Annotated in this window: 18 protein-coding genes and 1 pseudogene; 18 read left to right on the top strand and 1 reads right to left on the bottom strand. The window is 63.6% G+C overall.

Annotation, left to right across the window (positions count from 1 at the left end; translation table 11 throughout):
- Nucleotides 1-12: 12 nt before the first annotated feature.
- From BEK68_RS13510 to BEK68_RS13500, 3 genes are read left to right on the top strand one after another with little or no spacing between them, the layout of a single operon-like run.
- Nucleotides 13-585, top strand: a complete 573-nt coding sequence (locus BEK68_RS13510; RefSeq protein WP_027693053.1) for a shikimate kinase — start codon at nucleotides 13-15, stop codon at nucleotides 583-585.
- Nucleotides 582-1688, top strand: a complete 1107-nt coding sequence (gene aroB / locus BEK68_RS13505; protein ID WP_012436569.1) for a 3-dehydroquinate synthase — start codon at nucleotides 582-584, stop codon at nucleotides 1686-1688. Before BEK68_RS13510 ends, aroB begins: the two co-directional genes overlap by 4 nt.
- A 20-nt stretch (nucleotides 1689-1708) precedes the next feature.
- A complete protein-coding gene (locus BEK68_RS13500; protein WP_012436568.1) occupies nucleotides 1709-2875 on the top strand; it encodes a deoxyguanosinetriphosphate triphosphohydrolase in 1167 nt (388 codons plus the stop codon).
- A 219-nt stretch (nucleotides 2876-3094) separates the two neighbouring features.
- Here BEK68_RS13500 and BEK68_RS13495 read toward each other — a convergent pair whose 3' ends face one another.
- On the bottom strand, nucleotides 3095-3769 hold the full coding sequence (locus BEK68_RS13495) for an OmpW/AlkL family protein (RefSeq protein ID WP_012436567.1): 675 nt from the start codon (nucleotides 3767-3769) through the stop codon (nucleotides 3095-3097).
- Between the two features lie 249 nt (nucleotides 3770-4018).
- Here BEK68_RS13495 and BEK68_RS13490 point away from each other — a divergent pair, with 249 nt between their 5' ends.
- The 15 genes and pseudogenes from BEK68_RS13490 to hisG form a co-directional block, all read left to right on the top strand.
- Complete coding sequence (locus tag BEK68_RS13490; protein WP_012436566.1) at nucleotides 4019-4744, top strand: transposase; 726 nt, start codon at nucleotides 4019-4021, stop codon at nucleotides 4742-4744.
- A gap of 260 nt (nucleotides 4745-5004) precedes the next feature.
- Complete coding sequence (locus BEK68_RS13485) at nucleotides 5005-9726, top strand: glutamate synthase-related protein (RefSeq protein WP_024542180.1); 4722 nt, start codon at nucleotides 5005-5007, stop codon at nucleotides 9724-9726.
- 140 nt (nucleotides 9727-9866) lie between these two features.
- The gene (locus BEK68_RS13480; protein ID WP_012436565.1) at nucleotides 9867-11330 is read left to right on the top strand and encodes a glutamate synthase subunit beta; all 1464 of its coding nucleotides are present in this window, start codon (nucleotides 9867-9869) and stop codon (nucleotides 11328-11330) included.
- Nucleotides 11331-11521: 191 nt separating this feature from the next.
- Entirely contained in the window at nucleotides 11522-12562 is a 1041-nt protein-coding gene (locus BEK68_RS13475; RefSeq protein WP_004634571.1) for a Bug family tripartite tricarboxylate transporter substrate binding protein, read from the top strand.
- 268 nt (nucleotides 12563-12830) lie between these two features.
- On the top strand, nucleotides 12831-13664 hold the full coding sequence (locus tag BEK68_RS13470) for an ABC transporter ATP-binding protein (protein WP_004634573.1): 834 nt from the start codon (nucleotides 12831-12833) through the stop codon (nucleotides 13662-13664).
- Complete coding sequence (gene mlaE, locus BEK68_RS13465) at nucleotides 13661-14428, top strand: lipid asymmetry maintenance ABC transporter permease subunit MlaE (RefSeq protein WP_004634575.1); 768 nt, start codon at nucleotides 13661-13663, stop codon at nucleotides 14426-14428. The genes BEK68_RS13470 and mlaE overlap by 4 nt, the downstream gene beginning before the upstream one ends.
- A 37-nt stretch (nucleotides 14429-14465) precedes the next feature.
- The gene (mlaD, locus tag BEK68_RS13460; protein WP_004634577.1) at nucleotides 14466-14993 is read left to right on the top strand and encodes an outer membrane lipid asymmetry maintenance protein MlaD; all 528 of its coding nucleotides are present in this window, start codon (nucleotides 14466-14468) and stop codon (nucleotides 14991-14993) included.
- A complete protein-coding gene (locus BEK68_RS13455) occupies nucleotides 14990-15793 on the top strand; it encodes an MlaA family lipoprotein (protein ID WP_012436564.1) in 804 nt (267 codons plus the stop codon). Before mlaD ends, BEK68_RS13455 begins: the two co-directional genes overlap by 4 nt.
- Before the next feature lie 152 nt (nucleotides 15794-15945).
- Entirely contained in the window at nucleotides 15946-16581 is a 636-nt protein-coding gene (locus BEK68_RS13450; protein WP_024542179.1) for an MlaC/ttg2D family ABC transporter substrate-binding protein, read from the top strand.
- Nucleotides 16582-16655: 74 nt separating this feature from the next.
- Nucleotides 16656-16967 carry an STAS domain-containing protein gene (locus BEK68_RS13445; protein ID WP_012436562.1) on the top strand — a complete coding sequence of 104 codons (312 nt, stop codon included), beginning with the start codon at nucleotides 16656-16658 and terminating at the stop codon, nucleotides 16965-16967.
- A gap of 249 nt (nucleotides 16968-17216) precedes the next feature.
- Nucleotides 17217-18182, top strand: coding sequence for an ABC transporter ATP-binding protein (locus tag BEK68_RS13440; protein WP_004634585.1), 966 nt, complete (start codon nucleotides 17217-17219; stop codon nucleotides 18180-18182).
- Nucleotides 18179-18967: an ABC transporter permease gene (locus BEK68_RS13435; RefSeq protein WP_004634587.1), complete on the top strand. Its 789-nt coding sequence runs from the start codon at nucleotides 18179-18181 to the stop codon at nucleotides 18965-18967. The genes BEK68_RS13440 and BEK68_RS13435 overlap by 4 nt, the downstream gene beginning before the upstream one ends.
- Nucleotides 18968-19026: 59 nt before the next feature.
- Nucleotides 19027-19263 (top strand): BolA family protein, encoded by a 237-nt coding sequence (locus tag BEK68_RS13430; RefSeq protein WP_024542178.1) that lies wholly within the window; start codon nucleotides 19027-19029, stop codon nucleotides 19261-19263.
- 98 nt (nucleotides 19264-19361) lie between these two features.
- Nucleotides 19362-20627, top strand: a complete 1266-nt coding sequence (gene murA, locus BEK68_RS13425) for a UDP-N-acetylglucosamine 1-carboxyvinyltransferase (RefSeq protein ID WP_041672601.1) — start codon at nucleotides 19362-19364, stop codon at nucleotides 20625-20627.
- A 19-nt stretch (nucleotides 20628-20646) separates the two neighbouring features.
- Nucleotides 20647-20766 (top strand): annotated as a pseudogene (hisG, locus tag BEK68_RS25505) (ATP phosphoribosyltransferase); the annotation flags it as partial.

Here is a 20766-nt window from a genome sequence, read left to right as displayed (position 1 = left end):
TTTCACGCGATTTTGTCTGTTTCGAACGTATTTTTCGTCGGCTTGATGGGCGCGGGCAAGACCACGGTCGGCCGGGCGGTGGCGCGTCGGCTCGATCTGCCGTTCTTCGACTCCGACCATGAGATCGAAGCCCGCTGCGGCGTGCGCGTGCCAATCATCTTCGAGCACGAGGGCGAAGTGGGCTTCCGCGACCGCGAAACCCACATGATCGACGAACTCACCTCGCGCGATGGCGTGGTCGTCGCCACCGGCGGCGGAGCCGTGCTGCGGGCGGAGAACCGCGCGTTCCTCCGTGAACGCGGCACTGTGATCTACCTGCGCGCCAATCCGCATGACCTGTATCTGCGCACGCGTCACGACAAGAACCGGCCGCTGCTGCAGACCGAAAACCCGCGTGCCAAGCTGGAAGAACTGCATGCGGTTCGTGACCCCCTATATCGTGACGTGGCGCACTTCGTCATCGAAACCGGAAAGCCCACCGTCGCCCAGCTTGTTAATATGGTGCTGATGCAACTCGAGGTGGCTGGCATTGTCGTACCGCCCGCAGGCGCCTCCACTTCCTCGCAAGTCTCTCCTCAGTCATGATTACCGTTGATGTTGACCTTGGCGATCGCGCCTATCCGATCCACATTGGCTCGGGGCTGCTGTCCAAGGCCGAGTTGTTCGCCCCCCACATTCGCGGCGCGCGTGCCGTGATCGTCACCAACGAGACTGTTGCGCCGCTGTATGCAGCCAAGGTCGAAGAAGCGATTCGTTCGCTCGGCAAGGCGGTCGACACGGTCGTGCTGCCCGATGGCGAATCGTTCAAGAAGTGGGACACGCTCAACCGCATCTTTGATGCGCTATTGACGGCAGGTGCGGACCGCAAGACCACGCTGATCGCCCTGGGCGGCGGCGTAATCGGCGACATGACCGGCTTTGCCGCTGCCTGCTATATGCGCGGCGTGCCGTTCATCCAGGTGCCGACGACGTTGCTGTCGCAGGTCGATTCTTCGGTGGGCGGCAAGACGGGCATCAACCACCCGCTGGGCAAGAACATGATCGGCGCGTTCCACCAGCCGCAAGCGGTCCTGGCCGATATCGACACGCTGCGCACCTTGCCCGCGCGTGAACTGGCTGCGGGCATGGCCGAGGTCATCAAGCACGGCGCAATTGCCGATGCCGATTACTTCGCCTGGATCGAACAGAACATCAGGGGTCTCAACGATTGCGATACCGACCTGATGACCGAAGCCGTGCGCGGCTCGGTGCGCATCAAGGCGGCTGTCGTGGCGCAGGACGAGCGGGAAACCGGTCTGCGTGCCACCCTCAATTTCGGTCACACCTTTGGCCACGCCATCGAGGCCGGCCTGGGCTACGGCGAATGGCTGCACGGCGAGGCCGTCGGCTGCGGCATGGTGATGGCGGCGGACCTCTCGCATCGCCTTGGTTTTATCGACATCGACACGCGCAACCGCATTACTGCGCTCACGTGTGCGGCTGACCTGCCGACGGTGGCGCCGGCCCTGGGCGTGGATCGGTTCATCGAGCTGATGCGCGTCGACAAGAAAGCTGAGGCTGGCGAGATCAAATTCGTGCTGCTGCGCAAGCTGGGCCAGGCGTTCGTGACCACGGTGCCCGATGCCGACCTGCGCGCCACCTTGCTGCACGCCGTGCTGCGACCACCGACCGAAGCACCCGTCGCCTGATGCGAGACGAGAGGGGCCCGATGAACGACCGATTTGATTTGCCGTCCGCGCCGTTCGATCTCGAAGGCCCTCTCGCTCCCTACGCCGCGCATTCGGCGCAGACGCGCGGCCGCGTACACGCCGAGCCGCCATCCACATCGCGCACCGAGTTCCAGCGTGACCGTGATCGCATCATCCACAGCACCGCTTTCCGTCGGCTCGAATACAAGACGCAGGTCTTTGTGAACCACGAGGGCGACCTGTTCCGGACCCGGCTCACGCACAGCCTCGAGGTCGCGCAGATTGCCCGTTCGATTGCGCGCAGCCTGCGCCTGAACGAAGACTTGGTCGAAGCGGTTTCGCTGGCGCACGATCTGGGCCACACGCCGTTCGGTCATGCGGGGCAGGACGCACTCAACGATTGCATGAAGCCATACGGAGGCTTCGAACACAATCTCCAGAGCCTGCTGGTGGTCGATCGGCTGGAAGAGCGCTACGGCGGTTTCGATGGACTGAACCTGACGTTCGAAACGCGCGAGGGTATTCTCAAACATTGCTCGCGCAACAACGCGGCCACGCTCGGTGACTTGGGCCGCCGTTTTCTCGAAGGGCAACAGCCGTCGCTGGAAGCGCAGCTTGCCAATCTCGCCGATGAGGTCGCGTACAACAACCACGATATCGACGATGGCCTGCGTTCCGGCCTGATCACGTTGGAGCAACTCGAAGACGTGCCGCTGTGGGCCATCCATCGGCGCGAAGCCGAGGCGGCGTTCCCGGCCGTCAGTGGCCGGCGGCTCATCAACGAAACCATTCGTCGCATCATCAACGCGCTGATCGTCGATCTGATCGGCACCACGCGTGCCGGCATTGCTGAATTTGCGCCGCAATGTATCGACGATGTGCGTGCCGCGCCAGCGCTCGTCGCGTTCTCTGAGCCGATGCATGAAGAGGCGCGCGTGCTCAAGCGCTTCCTGTTCGATAACCTGTATCGGCACTATCTTGTGATGCGCATGTCCGCCAAAGCGCGCCGCATCATCGACGATCTGTTCCGCGTGTTCATGGACGACCCGCGCTTGCTGCCACCGCAGTACCAGGCGAAATCCAACCCCGACGAGCAGCCGCGCTGGATTGCGCATTACATCGCCGGCATGACGGATCGTTACGCCATCAAGGAGCATCGCCGCATCTTTGCGGTGGATGCGGTTTGAGCGACGGCGGCGCTGTTCGGGCCGCTACTCGCTCGCCTGGCTCCCAAACCATCTGGCAGCTGATCTAAACCAAGCGCCCAAAAAAAATGCCCGGCCGCCCCAACGCATGCCGGGCCGAACGCGCCAACCACCGCCGACGAGCGCCCCCGCCGTCGACGGCCCCTGCGGCACGTCGGTAAAAGTCGATCAGGACAGTGTCAGTTCGCTGATCGTCCTCCCTTAAAAGCGATAGCCCAGGCCGACGCCCAGCAGCCACGGGTCAACCTTGACCTTGCTGATGGTCTGGCCGCCCATCTTCACGTCGGCGCTGATCCAGGTCTTCTTCAGGTCGACGTTGAAGTAGAGGCGTTCGGTCAGGCGATAGTCGAAGCCGACCTGCAGCGCGGGGCCGAAGCTGTTCTTGCTGAGGTCCAGCGAACCAACGCCGGGCACCTGGAGATCGACATTCGAGATACGCGTGTAGTTGACGCCTGCGCCCACGTACGGCTTGAAGCGCGACTCGGGCGTGAAGTGATACTGCATCGTCAGGATGGGCGGCAAGTGGCGGAAACTGCCGATCTTGGTCGGGCCGCCCAGTGCGCTTCGCATGACCGTGACGTCCTGTTGTTGCGGGTAAGTCAGGATCAGCTCGGCGGCCAGATGCGGCGTAAAGAAATACGAGATGTCCAGTTCGGGCAGGACCTTGTTGTTGATCTGAATGGCGTCAGCCGGAATGGCCAGTGCTGGCACCGGGTCGGATTTGTTGGCGGCTGTCAGGTTGACGGCGCGCAGACGCACCATCCAATTACCGGAGGTCGGCGGCAAATCCGTGCTCTGCGCAAAGGCGGCCTGGCTGAAACCGGCGGCAAGCATTCCGGCGGCTACAGCTACAACGGCTACGCGGTGAAAAGCCATCAATCGCTCCCTCTCGTGTCGTCTCGTGATGTGATGGGAGCCAGTCTCGCGGGGAAGTCGCTTGGCCGATTTGCTTGGGATCAAGTTCCCCCGTCGTCCATCACGCGTAGGGCCACCGATTTGACGGCACGCAAACTCTGCCGTCGCATCGCGACGGCAGTGGGCATGCAAGCGTTTGCCTGTCAAAAATTGGGGACAGGTTCTCGGGCTTCAGGCTACGATGGCGCTTTTTGCCGCCCCGCATTTTCCATGGCCCGCCTGCCCCGCCTCAGTCCCACCGATGTCCCTGTGCATGTGTTGCAGCGCGGCAACAATCGCCAGACCGTCTTTCGCGGCGACGACGACTACGCGTTCTACCTCGACACGTTGCGCATGGCTGCCCGTGAGCATGACTTCGCCATCCATGGTTTCTCGCTGATGCCGAATCACGTCCATCTGGTCGGAACGCCCAAGGTGGCGGAGAGCCTTTCGCGCACGCTGCAGGCCGTCGGGCGGCGCTATACGCGGTACTTCAACGCAGCCGCTGATCGCAGCGGAACGCTGTGGGAAGGGCGTTTCCGCTCGACCGTACTGGACCCGGCTGAATGGGTGCTGCCGATCCTGTTGTATGTGGAATCCAACGCCGTACGCGCTGGCCTCGTCAGCACGCCAGAAGACGACCGTTGGAGCACATATCGTCATCATGTGGGCATCCAATCCATCCCGTGGGTGAGTGATCACTATTGCTATTGGCGTCTTGGTAACACGCCTTTCGAGCGCCAGTCGCGCTACCGAACGTTGTGGCACGAAGGTTTGGGCTCCGACCAGCTCGCGCAGATTCGCCAGCATGTGCACAGCGGCTGGCCGCTCGGCAACGAGGCGTTTCTCGCGACACTTGCGCGCACCGGAGGCCGTCGCGTTGCGCCATTGCCCAAGGGGCGCCCCCCTCGCCAACCCGCTGAAGTGGGAACGGAGGACAGCGCGCGCTCCGAATAGCGGGATGGCGGCGCCGTGATGTGCGAGGCATCGATTCGGACGACTTTGATCTGTCCCTATTAATAAGCCCGCACTGAGACTGTGCATTTATTAATTTACTCCGACCCCATTTAAAAACTTTTGCCTGTTACGGGCCACTCTTTTATATTCGTTTCACCCCGCATTCATGGTGCGGCGCGCCATTGCCTGTCTGCCACCGCATCCGCACCATCGCGAGGGCCTTCTACGGCGCGCTGTACCCACAACATCGGAAGATCGCCGTGGAACAACATTCCTTCCCCATCACGCCGTCGGCGCCGTCGGCCCAGGGTCTGTACGACCCGACCAATGAACACGACGCTTGCGGCGTCGGCTTCGTCGCCCATATCAAGGGCAAGAAGAGCCACGAGATCGTCCAGCAAGGCTTGCGCATCCTGCACAACCTCGACCATCGCGGCGCCGTCGGCGCTGACCCGCTGATGGGTGATGGCGCGGGCATCCTGCTGCAGATTCCCGACCAGTTCTTCCGCGAAGAAATGGCCAAGCAGGGCATCAACCTGCCGCCGGCGGGCGAATACGGCGTCGGCATGATCTTCCTGCCGAAAGAACACGCGTCGCGCCTGGCCTGCGAACAGGAGTTGGAACGCACCGTGCGCCTGGAAGGCCAGGTCGTGCTGGGCTGGCGCGATGTGTCGGTCGACAAGACCATGCCGATGTCGCCCACGGTGCAGAAGACTGAGCCGGTGATCCGCCAGATCTTCATCGGGCGCGGTCGCGACATCATGACCACCGATGCGCTGGAGCGGAAGCTGTATGTGATTCGCAAGACCGCAAGCCACGCCATCCAGGCGCTCAAGCTCAAGCATGGCAAGGAATACTTCGTGCCGTCGATGTCGGCGCGCACGATCGTCTACAAGGGCCTGCTGCTGTGCGAACAGGTCGGCCGCTACTACCAGGATTTGGCAGACCCGCGTACGGTGTCGGCGCTGGCGCTGGTGCACCAGCGTTTCTCGACCAACACGTTCCCCGCATGGGAGCTGGCGCACCCGTACCGCATGGTTGCGCACAACGGCGAAATCAACACCGTCAAGGGCAACGTCAACTGGATCAACGCGCGTACGGGCGGCATCTCGTCGCCGGTGCTGGGCGATGACCTGCCCAAGCTGTGGCCGCTGATCTATCCGGGTCAATCGGATACCGCATCGTTCGACAACTGCCTCGAACTGCTGACGATGGCCGGCTACCCGCTGGCCCAGGCAATGATGATGATGATTCCGGAAGCGTGGGAACAGCACACGCTGATGGACGACAACCGCCGCGCGTTCTACGAATACCACGCCGCAATGATGGAGCCGTGGGACGGCCCCGCAGCCATCTGCTTTACCGATGGTCGCCAGATCGGCGCGACGCTCGACCGTAACGGCCTGCGCCCGGCGCGTTATTACGTCACCGACGACGACATGGTCGTGATGGCATCCGAGGCCGGCGTGCTGCCGATCCCCGAGTCGCGCATCGTCAAGAAGTGGCGTCTGCAGCCGGGCAAGATGTTCCTGATCGACATGGAGCAGGGCCGCATCATCGACGACAAGGAACTCAAGGACAACCTGGCCAACGCCAAGCCGTACAAGAGCTGGATCGATGCCGTGCGCATCAAGCTCGACGAGCTGGACGCGAAGCCCGAAGACGTGGCCGCCGAAACCAAGCCGGCCGCCAAGCTGCTGGATCGCCAGCAGGCCTTCGCCTACACGCAGGAAGACGTCAAGTTCCTGATGGCGCCGATGGCCGCCAACGGCGAAGAAGCCGCCGGATCTATGGGCAACGACAGCCCGCTGGCCGTGCTGTCCTCGAAGAACAAGACGCTCTACAACTACTTCAAGCAACTGTTCGCGCAGGTCACGAACCCGCCGATCGACCCGATCCGCGAAAACGTGGTGATGTCGCTCGTCTCGTTCATCGGGCCGAAGCCGAACCTGCTTGAGCTGAACAACATCAACCCGCCGATGCGCCTTGAAGTGAGCCAGCCCGTGCTGGACTTCAAGGACATGGCGAAGATCCGCAACATCGAGCACTACACCGGCGGCAAGTTCATGGCTTACGAGCTGGACATCTGCTATCCGGTGGCGTGGGGCAAGGAAGGCATCGAAGCGCGCCTGGCTTCGCTGTGCGCCGAGGCTGTCGATGCGGTCAAGTCGGGCTACAACATCCTGATCGTTTCGGACCGCGCGGTCGACGAGAAGCAGGCCGCGATTCCGGCGCTGCTGGCCACGTCCGCCATCCACCATCACCTAGTGGACAAGGGCTTGCGCACGAGCACGGGTCTGGTCGTCGAAACGGGCTCGGCCCGCGAAGTGCACCACTTCGCGCTGCTGGCCGGCTATGGCGCAGAAGCCGTGCACCCGTATCTGGCGATGGAGACGCTGGCCGAATTGGCGCCGGGCCTGGGCCTGACCGCCGAGAAGGCCATCTACAACTTCACCAAGGCGATCGGCAAGGGCCTGCACAAGGTGATGTCCAAGATGGGCATCTCGACGTACATGTCGTACACCGGCGCGCAGATCTTCGAAGCGATCGGCCTGTCGCGCGAACTGGTCGACAAGTACTTCCAGGGCACCGCATCCAACGTGGGCGGCATCGGCATCTTCGAGGTGGCTGAAGAGGCGCTGCGCCTGCACCGCGATGCCTTTGGCGATGCACCGGTGCTGGCGAACATGCTCGACGCGGGCGGCGAATACGCCTACCGCGTCCGCGGCGAAGAGCACATGTGGACGCCGGATTCGATCGCCAAGCTGCAGCACGCGACGCGCGCGAATTCGTACCAGACGTACAAGGAATACGCGAACCTGATCAACGACCAGAGCAAGCGCCACATGACGCTGCGCGGCCTGTTCGAGTTCAAGGTGGATCCGGCACGCGCGATTCCGCTGGAGGAAGTCGAACCGGCCAAGGAGATCGTCAAGCGCTTTGCTACCGGCGCCATGTCGCTGGGTTCGATCAGCACGGAAGCGCACACCACGCTGGCCGTGGCGATGAACCGCATCGGCGGCAAGTCGAACACGGGCGAAGGCGGTGAAGACGAGCGCCGTTACCGCAACGAACTGCGCGGCATTCCCATCAAGCAGGGCACCAAGCTGTCGGATGTGATCGGCCGCGAAGTGGTCGAGCGCGATCTGGAACTGCAAGAGGGCGATTCCCTGCGCTCGAAAATCAAGCAGGTAGCCTCGGGCCGCTTTGGCGTGACGGCCGAGTACCTGGCTTCAGCTGATCAGATCCAGATCAAGATGGCGCAGGGCGCCAAGCCCGGCGAGGGCGGTCAACTGCCCGGCCACAAGGTGACGGATTACATCGGCAAGCTGCGTTATGCAGTGCCGGGCGTGGGCCTGATCTCGCCGCCGCCGCACCACGACATCTATTCGATTGAAGATCTGGCACAGCTCATCCATGACCTGAAGAATGTGAACCCGCGTTCGGACGTGTCGGTCAAGCTGGTGTCGGAAGTGGGCGTCGGCACGGTGGCGGCCGGTGTCGCCAAGGCCAAGGCAGACCACGTGGTGATCGCAGGCCATGACGGCGGTACGGGCGCTTCGCCATGGTCGTCGATCAAGCATGCCGGCACGCCGTGGGAGCTGGGCCTGGCCGAGACGCAGCAGACGCTGATGCTCAACGGCCTGCGCAACCGTATCCGCGTGCAGGCTGACGGCCAGATGAAGACCGGCCGTGACGTCGTGATCGGCGCGCTGCTGGGCGCCGACGAATTCGGCTTTGCGACCGCACCGCTGGTGGTCGAAGGCTGCATCATGATGCGCAAGTGCCATCTGAACACCTGCCCGGTGGGTGTGGCGACGCAGGATCCGGTGCTGCGCAAGAAGTTCTCGGGCAAGCCCGAGCACGTGGTGAACTACTTCTTCTTCGTGGCCGAGGAAGTGCGCGAAATCATGGCGCAACTGGGCATCCGCACGTTCAACGAACTGATCGGCCGCGCAGATCTGCTCGACACGAAGTCCGGCATCGAACACTGGAAGGCCCGCGGCCTGGACTTCGCGCGCATCTTCTACCAGCCGGCCAAGAAGGAAGGCGAGCCGTGCTACCAGGTCGATGTGCAAGACCACGGTCTGGATCGTGCACTGGATCACCAGCTCATCGAGAAGTCCAAGGCTGCGCTGGAGAAAGGCGAGCGTGTTTCGTTCATCCAGCCGGTGCGCAACGTCAACCGCACGGTCGGCGCGATGCTCTCGGGCGAAGTCGCCAAGCGTTATGGCCACGAAGGTCTGCCTGATGATTCGATCCACGTGCAGATGCAGGGCACGGCCGGCCAGTCGTTCGGCGCGTTCCTGGCGCATGGCATCACGCTGGACCTGGTGGGTGACGGCAACGACTACGTGGGCAAGGGCCTGTCGGGCGGCCGCGTGATCGTACGCCCGCCGCACGAATTCCGTGGCGAGCCGACCAACAACATCATCGTCGGCAACACCGTGCTGTACGGCGCGCTGGCTGGTGAGGCGTTCTTCAACGGCGTGGCCGGCGAGCGCTTCGCGGTGCGCAACTCCGGCGCCACCACGGTGGTGGAAGGCACGGGCGACCACGGCTGTGAATACATGACCGGCGGCACGGTTGTCGTGCTCGGTGCCACCGGCCGCAACTTCGCGGCAGGCATGTCGGGTGGCGTCGCCTACGTCTATGACGAAGACGGCCTGTTCGACAAGCGCTGCAACACGGCGCAGGTCGCCCTGGAATCCGTGCTGTCGGCGGCTGACCAGGAGAAGGCACATACCCCGTCGACCTGGCACAAGGTGAACGGCGAGCGCGTGCTCGACGAGCAACTGCTCAAGGCGCTGGTGGAAAAGCACTTCCGCTACACCGGCTCCGAGCGTGCCAAGGAACTGCTGGCCGACTGGAACAACGCCCGTCGCCGCTTCGTCAAGGTCTTCCCGACCGAGTACAAGCGGGCGCTGGCCGAGATGTACGAACGCGAACAGGAAGCCGGCCGCGAACAGATCGCTGCCTGATTCCAATCGACTTGGCGAATGGCTGATCCGCTGATCGGCCGTTCGCCACCACCGAATACAACGCAACCTCACAAGACAGGCCCGACTGCCTGGCTGGTACGACTGTGCCGGCAGAGCAGCATCGGGTCAGGAAGGACACCATGGGCAAGGCGACCGGTTTTCTCGAATTTCCCCGCCAGAACGAGGCATACGAAGCGCCCGAAGCGCGTGTGAAGCATTACAAGGAATTCGTGTTCGCACTGGCGGACAACGAAGCCAAGATCCAGGGCGCACGCTGCATGGACTGCGGCATTCCGTTCTGCAACAACGGCTGCCCGGTCAACAACATCATCCCGGACTTCAACGACCTGGTGTATCGCCAGGACTGGAAGACCGCGATTGAAGTGCTGCACTCGACCAACAACTTCCCCGAGTTCACGGGCCGCATCTGCCCGGCACCGTGCGAGGCGGCTTGCACGCTGGGCATTAATGAACTGCCGGTCGGTATCAAGTCGATCGAGCACGCGATCATCGACAAGGCCTGGAAAGAAGGCTGGGTCGCGCCGCAAGTGCCCAAGCACAAGACCGGCAAGACCGTGGCCGTGGTCGGTTCGGGCCCGGCTGGTATGGCCGCTGCGCAGCAGCTGGCACGCGCTGGCCACGACGTGACGCTGTTCGAAAAGAACGACCGCATCGGCGGCCTGCTGCGCTACGGCATTCCCGACTTCAAGCTGGAAAAGGCGCAGATCGACCGCCGCATGCAGCAGATGGAAGCCGAGGGCGTGACGTTCCGCACCGGCGTGATGGTGGGCGACAAGACGGTTCCGGCCGGCATCACCAACGACGCACGCGAGACCATCGCCGCGGAAGACATCCTCAAGCAATTCGACGCCGTCGTGCTGACGGGCGGATCGGAAGTGCCGCGCGATCTGCCAGTGCCGGGCCGTGACCTGGACGGCGTGCATTACGCGCTCGAATTTCTGATCCCGCAGAACAAGGAAGTGGCCGGCGACGTGCCCAACCCGATCCGCGCCGACGGCAAGCACGTCATCGTGATCGGCGGCGGCGACACGGGTTCGGACTGCGTGGGCACGTCCAACCGCCATGGCGCCGCATCGGTCACGCAGTTCGAACTGCTGCCGCGTCCGCCCGAAGAAGAGAACAAGCCGCTGGTGTGGCCGTACTGGCCGATCAAGTTGCGCACGTCGTCGTCGCATGATGAAGGCTGCGAGCGCGACTGGTCGGTCGCAACCAAGGCGCTCATCGGCGAGAACGGCCGCGTGACGGGCCTCACCGCCGTGCGCCTTGAGTGGAAGGACGGCAAGATGGTCGAGGTCGCGGGCAGCGAATTCACCCTCAAGGCCGATCTGGTTCTGTTGGCGATGGGCTTTACCAACCCGGTCGGTGGTGTGCTGGATGCCTTTGGCGTGACAAAGGACGCGCGCAACAACGCGCGTGCCGCCACCGAAGGCGACAACGCTTACGCCACCAACGTGCCGAAGGTGTTCGCTGCCGGCGATGTGCGCCGCGGCCAGTCGCTCGTCGTGTGGGCGATCCGGGAAGGCCGCCAGGCTGCCCGCTCGGTTGATGCGTTTCTCATGGGTCATTCGGAACTGCCGCGCTGACCACGCGGTTGACCGTTTGACTCAGGCCCGCCTGCCTCGGCGGGCCTTTTTGTTTGTGCCGCGTTTGCTGTGGCGCGTTTGCTGTGGCGCGAGCGTCATGCCTCATGGTTTACGTCGACATGGTTTACATGAGTGCAGTGCGGACAGGCGGATTTCTAGAATGAGATCTCCCCGTGATCCCCAACTGCCTCATGCGACCTCGCGCCCGCAATGTGCGTGCAGATGTGCCCCACGCGCCCGATGTGCTGGATCGGCAGCGGCGGCGAGCGCTTGCGTGGCTTGGCGTGCTGCCGGCGATGCTGGCGTCGCCCGCGCGTGCTTTGCTGCAAGGGTATCCGTCGCAACCGCTGCGTCTGGTCGTGCCGGCGGCGGAAGGCAGCGCATTCGATGCACTGGCGCGCGCACTCGCGACGCAACTGCAGCAGCAGGTCGGCCGCGAGGTGGGCGTCGAAGATCGCCCGGCAGCCAATGGCATGGCCGCCGGCGAGGCCGTCGCCCGCGCGCCCTCCGATGGCCACACGTTGCTGCTCCAGCAGACCACGTTCGTCGCCCAGCCCGCGCTCGAGCCGGCGTCATATGACCCGCTGCGCGATTTCCAGCCGGTCGCGATGGTGGCCACGCTGCCCCTGTTTCTCGCGGTCGATGCGCGCTTGCCGATCCATTCCGTGACCGATCTGCTCGCGCAGGCGCGCGGTGAGTCCGTCACGGTCAATTGCGGCTCGGATATCGTCGGCACGTGGTCGCACCTTGTCGCCGAGCAGTTTGTGCGCGACTACGCTTTCCATGCGCCGCATGTGGTCGTCCGCGGTGAAGCAGGGCTCGTGCAACAGATCCTGGCTGGGCGCATGACGGCGTGTTTCGCCTGCTATCCGAGTGTGGCGGCCGCCGCGGCCAACGGCCAGCTACGGTTGCTCGGGGTGACGGGCGGGGCTCGCTCGCGTTTCGCGCCCGCTGTGCCGACCCTGCGCGAAGGCGGTCTCGCCGGATTCGATCGCAGCGCCTGGATCGGCACCTTCATGCCGGCGCGCACACCCCGGCCTTTCTCGATGCGCGCGGCGGCCGAATTGCGGCGCGCCGTCGCTTCAGGTGATGTCCACGCTACGCTGCGTGCCGGCGGCTTTGAACCCGAATGGGATGCCCCCGACACGTTCGCCCAGACCGTGCGCAGTGACGCGACGCACTGGCAGGGGGTGATTCGCCAAGCCGATCTACGGCTGGATAGCGGCGAATAGGCTGCTCCCGCTGTCGCCGCAGGTGCCAACGCCAGCTTCGCAGGTGCACCACTTTCAGCAGCCCGCAAGACCCGGAAACCCCCAGCGCGGCGAACAAGCCACACAAACTGTCGGTAAGCATGGCGTGACTGACGGGCTACGCGGGTTTCCACCTATAATAGCGGGCCGCGCGAAGCTGCGTCTGTTGGCGAGCCAGCGGTAGTCAAGACAACGAGATGCGGCAGCATGAAGCCGCCAACCTGCCGAGCCCTCTGCACCGATCTCCACCGTGTCCACCCAGCCTTCCAACGCCGTTGTCGAACTCGATCAGGTCGATTTCGCCTATCAGCCAGGCGCGCGGCGCATCCTGTCCGGCCTGTGCATGCGCGTGCCCAAGGGCAGCGTGGTGGCCGTCATGGGCGGCTCGGGCTGCGGCAAGACGACGATTCTCCGGTTGATTGGCGGCCAAGTGGCCGCTGCCGCCGGCACTGTACGCGTGCACGGCCAGGATATCGGCGCCATGGACAAGCGCGCGCTGTACGCTGCGCGCCGCCAGATGGGCATGCTGTTCCAGTTTGGGGCGCTGTTTACCGATCTGTCCGTGTTCGACAATGTGGCATTTCCACTGCGCGAACATACCGAACTGCCCGAACTGCTCATCCGCGATCTGGTGCTGATGAAGCTGAACGCCGTCGGCCTGCGCGGTGCGCGCGACCTGATGCCTTCGGAAATTTCCGGCGGCATGGCCCGGCGCGTGGCGCTGGCGCGGGCGATTGCGCTGGATCCGTCGCTCATCCTCTATGACGAGCCGTTCGCCGGGCTGGACCCGATCTCGTTGGGCCTGACCGCGTCGCTCATCCGCAAGCTGAACGACGCGCTCGGCGCGACCAGTATCATCGTCTCGCACGACGTGCAGGAGACGTTCCACATTGCCGATTACGTCTACTTCATTGCCAACGGTGGCATTGCTGCCGCAGGCACGCCGGCAGAGCTGACCGCATCGACCGATCCGTTCGTCCGTCAGTTCGTGCACGGAGAGGCGGACGGTCCCGTGCCGTTCCACTATCCCGGGGCACCGCTGGCAGATGACTTCGGTCTGGGCAAGAGCGGAGGCGCACGATGATTTCCACCATCGGCCGCTTTGTTCTGGTGCTGATCAGCCGCTTCGGCTATGCCGCCCGCACGTTGATTTCGCTCATTGGCGCTTCGGGCGACGTGCTCCGTCGCCCGCGCCTGGTGATCGAGCAACTGCGCTTCATCGGCAATGATTCGTTCATCATCATTGCTGTGTCGGGTCTGTTTGTTGGCTTCGTGCTTGGTTTGCAGGGCTACAACACGCTTAACCGCTACGGCTCCGAGCAGGCGCTGGGTTTGCTGGTGGCGCTGTCGCTGGTGCGCGAGCTGGGGCCGGTGGTGACGGCCCTGCTGTTTGCCGGTCGCGCCGGTACGTCGCTCACGGCCGAGATTGGCCTGATGAAAGCCGGCGAGCAGCTGATCGCCATGGAAATGATGGCGGTCGATCCGCTGGCCCGCGTGCTGGCGCCGCGTTTCTGGGCGGGCTTCATCGCCATGCCGCTGCTGGCCGCGATTTTCAGTGCGGTGGGGATTCTGGGCGGATACTTCGTCGGGGTCGGACTGATTGGCGTGGACCCCGGAGCGTTCTGGTCGCAGATGCAGGCCGGCGTGGATGTCATGGACGACGTGCTCAACGGCGTCATCAAGAGTGTCGTGTTTGGTGTGGCGGTCACCTTCATTGCGCTGTATCAGGGTTATGAGGCGAAGGCCACGCCGGAAGGCGTCTCGCGCGCGACTACCCGGACGGTGGTGATCGCGTCGCTCACCGTGCTGGCGCTGGATTTCGTGCTGACGGCACTGATGTTCAGCTGAGCGGCCGGTTGTCGTTAGCGTTCAACGAGAAAAGATCATGCGTAAAAGCGTCCTCGATTTCTGGGTCGGCCTGTTCGTTCTGGTGGGCATCATTGCGCTGCTGTTCCTGGCGCTCAAAGCGGGCAATATGAGTTCGTTCTCGTTTGCCAAGACTTACCAGGTGAAGGCGGCCTTCGACAATATCGGCGGGTTGAAGGTGCGGGCGCCGGTCAAGAGTTCGGGTGTGGTGGTCGGCCGTGTGTCGCAGATCCTGTTCGATGACAAGAGCTACCAAGCCATCGCGGTGCTCGACATGGATCAGCGCTATCAGTTTCCAAAAGACAGTTCGGCCAAGGTCCTGACCTCGGGTCTGCTCGGTGAGCAATACATTGGCATTGAACCGGGTGGCGACTCGGTCATGCTTGCCAGCGGCAGCAAGATCACCATGACGCAGTCGGCGGTGGTGCTGGAAAACCTGATCAGCCAGTTCCTCTATAGCAAGGCCGCGGATGCCGGTGCCGGCAGCGCGAATGGCAGTGCCGGCGGAGCCAAGCCGGCCGAGGGCAGCGGGAGCAATAAGCCATGAAATTAACAACATCCATCCGTATGCTGCGCGGCATTGCGCTGGCTCTGGCTGCAGGTACCACCCTGCTGGCCGGCTGTGCGACGGGACCGAATGCTAATCCGGCTGACCCGATCGAACCGTTCAACCGCGAAGTCTTCCGCATCAACGAAGACCTCGACAAGGGCGTGCTGAAGCCAGTTGCGCAAACGTATGTCGATGTGGTGCCGTCGCCAGCGCGCACGGCGGTGTCGAATTTCTTCTCGAATGCGGGCGATGTCTATTCGGCCGTCAACAACCTGCTGCAATTGAAGGGCACCGCCGCGCTGGAAGACACCATGCGCGTGGCGATCAATACCGTGCTGGGTCTGGGTGGCCTGATCGACATTGCGTCGGACGCCGGCCTGCCCAAGCACAAGGAAGACTTCGGCCAGACGCTGGGCGTATGGGGTGTGCCGTCGGGTCCGTACGTCGTGTGGCCGCTGCTCGGCCCGAGCACTGCACGTGACACCGTGGGGTTCCTGGTCGACTGGCAGATGGACCCGCTCACGTACTGGCACGACAGCGCGATCACCTACTCGCTAGCCGCGTTGCGCGTGGTTGACGTGCGCGCGAACCTGCTCGGGGCCAGCAATGTGTTCGAACAGGCTGCGGTCGACAAGTACACCTTCCTGCGCGATGCCTATCTGCAGCGCCGCCGCTACCTGATCTATGACGGCAACCTGCCGGAAGACCAGGACAACACGAAGTCGCCGGATACCGGTGACGCGACGGTCTCGCCGTACCATCGCTTCACCCCCAACTGGCCGGTGTTCCGCCGCTGATCAGTACACGTAACAAGGTCGCCTCAAAGGTGACAAGGCGTAAAAGTGGCCGGCCCGCACGAACTTGGCTGCGGGCGGTCTGTTCTAATCGCCAACAAGATTGCCGCGAATGCGCTGCAAGCGACCCAAAAATCACACCATAAGGACGCGATATGTTGAAGAAGCTTCTCCGCTCCCTGCTCGCCGGTCTCACGCTGACGGCTGCCGTGGCAGCTGCGCCGGTCCACGCCCAGGACGCCGACGCACAAGCCACGGTCAAGACGGCTGTGGACGACGTGCTCAGCACCATCAAGAGCGATCCGGAACTGCGTGGCGGCAACATGACCAAGGTGTACCAGCTGGTCGACCAGAAGATCGTGCCGCGCGCCGATTTCAAGCGCACCACGCAGATCGCCATGGGCCGTTTCTGGAACCAGGCGTCGCCGGAGCAGCAGCAACAGATCCAGGAAGGCTTCAAAACGCTGCTCATCCGCACTTACGCCGGCGCGCTGTCGAATGTGAAGAACCAGACCGTTTCGTACAAGCCGTTCCGTGCGGCTGCCGATGACACCGACGTGGTGGTGCGTTCGACCGTGAACAACAACGGCGAACCAGTGGCCCTGGACTACCGTTTGGAAAAGACGGCCGGTGGCTGGAAGGTGTACGACATCAACATCAGCGGCCTCTGGCTGTCGGAGACGTACAAGAACCAGTTTGCCGAGGTCATCAGCAAGCGCGGCGGCGTCGCCGGCCTGGTGAGCTTCCTGAACGAGCGCAACATGCAGCTCGAGAAGGGCCCGGCGAAGTAAGCAGCCTTCCGGTAGAATCAACACAGCGGTCAGTTCTGGCCGCTGTTTCTTTTTCTGACGCATCCATTTCCACCATGTTGACCTTGTCCGGCCCGCTGACTCACCGCGAAGCGCCGCGCGTTCTGCGCGAGGGCGAGGCTCTACTCGGCCAAGCGCGCGAAGCTGGCCTTGCCGCGCTGCACGTCGATTGCGCGGGCTTGTCGCAGGTCGATTCGTCTGCGCTGGCGGTGCTGCTGTCCTGGCAGCGCACGGCCCAGGATGCCGGTATCGCGCTCGACATCGGAGGCGCTCCGCAAGCGCTGTCCAATCTCGCCACGCTGTATGGCGTGGAGTCCCTGCTGGCCGTCGCGCCTGCCCCTGCTGCGCACCATCACGCTCGACATTGAGGCGGCGTCCGGTGCGGGCGCGGGGTGATTGCTCCGAACCCGTCATCGCCATGCCGCGCTCCGGCCCAGGGTCGTGCGCGCCCCTGGCATTCGCGGTTCGGCGTCGTCAGCTGTGGCGCCGTGAGTTGGTGCAGTTCCCCTATAATTCTGGGTTTGTCGCTCTGCCGCCGCCGTGTGCGGCGTCCGCGGCCGTCATGGTGTTGTCGATCGACGGTCACGAGATGCGCAGGGTAGTTCACTTTGTCGGCCATGAAAGCCATCGAAATCGCTGACGTCCGCAAGCGCTACAAGTCGTTGCAAGCGCTCAAGGGCGTAAGCCTGTCTGTCGAGCAGGGCGAGTTTTTCGGCCTGCTGGGCCCCAACGGCGCGGGCAAGACCACGCTGATCTCCATCCTCGCGGGCCTGAATCGCGCCGATTCCGGCAGCGTGCGCGTGCTCGGCCACGACGTCGTCTCCGATTACCGCACTGCGCGCCGCAAGCTCGGCGTGGTGCCGCAGGAACTGGTGTTCGATCCGTTCTTCACGGTGCGCGAAACGCTGCGTCTGCAGTCGGGCTACTTCGGCCTGACGAAAAACGATGACTGGATCGACGAGGTCATGGCCAATCTGGACTTGACCAACAAGGCCGACGCCAACATGCGCGCGCTGTCGGGCGGCATGAAGCGCCGCGTGCTGGTGGCGCAGGCGCTGGTGCATCGCCCGCCCGTGATCGTGCTGGACGAGCCGACTGCCGGTGTGGACGTCGAGTTGCGCCAGACGCTGTGGAAATTCATCTCGCGCCTGAATCGCGAGGGCCACACCGTCGTGCTGACCACGCACTATCTGGAAGAGGCGGAATCCCTGTGCGACCGCATTGCCATGCTGAAGTTTGGCGAGGTGGTGGCGCTCGATCGCACGGCGAATCTGCTGTCGCAATTTGCGGGGCTGCAATTGGTGCTGAGCTTTGCGAAGGGCGCGCTGCCGGCATCGCTGGAAAGCCTGCGCCTGCCGGGCAACCACGGCGAGCGCGGCGTCCGTCTGCGCCTGTCGGGCTACGGTGAGGTCGAACAGATTCTCTCCATGTGCCGCCTTGCCGGATGCGAGATCGACGATATGGAAGTCGCCAAGGCCGATCTGGAAGACGTGTTCGTGCAGATCATGCGCCGCGAAGGCGGATTGCCCCTCGGGCCTCAGGCGCCTGCCATTCCTGATTCTGCGCTGGAGCCCGCCGCATGAACGCCATTCCCGAGAGCATGCCGGGCCGTTGGGTCGGTTTCCGTACGCTGCTGTACAAGGAAGTGCTGCGCTTCTGGAAGGTGAGCTTCCAGACCGTGGCCGCGCCGGTGCTGACCGCGCTGCTTTATCTGCTGATTTTCGGCCACGTGCTGGAGGACCGCGTCAAGGTGTTCGACCAGTTGAGCTACACCGCCTTTCTGGTGCCTGGTCTGGTAATGATGAGCGTGCTGCAGAACGCCTTCGCAAACAGCTCGTCGTCGCTCATCCAGTCGAAGATCACCGGCAACCTGGTGTTCATCATGCTGCCGCCGCTGTCGCATTGGGAGATGTTCGGTGCCTACGTGTGTGCGTCCGTCATTCGCGGTCTCGCTGTGGGTACGGGCGTGCTTGTCGTGACGACCTTGTTTGCGCACCTGCACTTCGCGCAGCCGCTCTGGATCATCGTGTTTGCCGTGCTGGGCGCGAGCGTGCTCGGCACGCTGGGGTTGATTGCTGGCATATGGGCTGAAAAATTCGACCAGCTTGCGGCGTTCCAGAACTTTCTGATCGTGCCGGCCACCTTCCTGGCGGGCGTGTTCTATTCGATTCATTCACTGCCGCCGTTCTGGCAGGCGGTGTCCCACGCCAACCCGTTCTTCTACATGATCGACGGCTTCCGCTACGGCTTCTTCGGCGTGTCCGATGTGCCGGTGGCGACGAGCCTCGGCGTGATGCTGATCGCGCTGGTCGTAGTGGGGGGAGTGGCCCTGCAGATGCTGCGCACGGGCTACAAGCTGCGCCATTGATGCGTCGATAACAAAACGAACGACGCTCACCCTAACGTTTTGCAGGAGAAGGGATGGCTATGTTGCCCACACCCGAACAAGTCAAGCAGTACATCGAAACCGGCCTGCCGTGCGAGCACCTCGAAGTCGAGGGCGACGGCCAGCACTTTTTTGCCACCATCGTCAGCGCGCAGTTTGAAGGCAAGCGGTTGATCCAGCGTCACCAGCTCGTCTATGCCGCGCTGGGTGAGCGGATGCGCGCCGAAATTCACGCGCTGTCCATGAAGACGCTCACCCCGGCGGAGTGGCAGTCCTGATGGCCGAGCTTGATCCCACACCGGTTACCGTTTCAACCGATTCCGACCTTGCGCTCGCCGAGCGCCCCTCCCAAAGTGATCGACGAGACGTCTCGCTCATGGACAAACTGCTGATCGAAGGCAATGGCCCGCTCTCGGGCCAAATCCGCGTGTCTGGCGCCAAGAACGCCGCGCTGCCCATCATGTGTGCCGCGCTGCTGACGGCCGAGCCGCTGGCGCTGAGCAACGTGCCGAACCTGCAGGACGTGCGCACGATGCTCAAGCTGCTGCGCCAGATGGGCGTGGAAGGCGTGCTCGACGGTCACAACCTCACGCTCGACGCTGCGGCGATCCACACGCCCGAAGCTTCGTACGACCTGGTGAAGACCATGCGTGCGTCGATCCTGGTGCTTGGCCCGCTGCTGGCGCGCTTCGGCCATGCGCGTGTGTCGCTGCCGGGCGGTTGCGGCATCGGCGCGCGTCCGGTGGATCAGCACATCAAGGGGCTGCAATTGATGGGCGCCGAGATCGTCATCGAGCACGGCTACATTGAAGCCAAGCTTGCCGATGGCGCAAAGCGTCTGCGCGGCGCGCGCATCGTCACCGACATGGTGACGGTCACGGGTACGGAAAACCTGCTGATGGCAGCCGCGCTTGCCGACGGCGAAACCGTGCTGGAAAACGCCGCGCGCGAGCCCGAGGTGACCGACCTCGCCAATCTGCTCGTGAAGATGGGTGCGCGCATCGAGGGCATCGGCACCGACCGCCTCGTCATCCAGGGCGTTCAAGCGCTGCACGGCGCTGCGCACACGGTGATTGCCGATCGGATCGAAGCCGGTACGTTCCTGTGCGCTGTGGCGGCGGCCGGTGGCGACGTGACGCTGCGCGCCGTGCCGCCCGGCATTCTCGATGCCGTGCTCGACAAGCTGCGCGAAGCCGGCGTGACGCTCACCACGGGCGATGACTGGATCCGCGTGCAGATGACGGGCCGCCCCAAGGCCGTGAGCTTCCGCACGTCGGAATACCCGGCGTTCCCGACCGACATGCAGGCGCAGTTCATGATGCTCAACGCCATCGCCGAGGGCTCTGCCACAGTGACGGAGACCATCTTCGAAAACCGCTTCATGCACGTGCAGGAACTGAACCGCCTGGGCGCCAATATCGTGATCGATGGCAAGACCGCCGTGGTGACGGGCGTCGAGCAGTTGTCGGGCGCGACCGTCATGGCGACCGACCTGCGTGCCTCGGCCAGCCTTGTCATCGCCGGGCTGATCGCGCAGGGCGAGACGCTGGTCGACCGCATTTATCACCTCGACCGCGGCTACGACCGCATCGAGGACAAGCTGTCCGCTGTCGGCGCCAAGATCCGCCGCATTCAAGCGTAAGGTAAGGAACCCGCTGGCCATGAACGCATTCCAGTCCGCCTCCAACCAGCTCACGCTGGCGCTGTCCAAAGGGCGCATCTTTGAAGAGACGCTGCCGTTGCTGAAGGCCGCCGGCATCGAGGTGACCGAAGATCCGGAA

This window comes from Ralstonia pickettii (genome assembly GCF_001699815.1).
GTDB classification, from domain to species: Bacteria; Pseudomonadota; Gammaproteobacteria; order Burkholderiales; family Burkholderiaceae; genus Ralstonia; species Ralstonia thomasii.
This window is presented reverse-complemented; position numbering and strand designations above follow the sequence as displayed.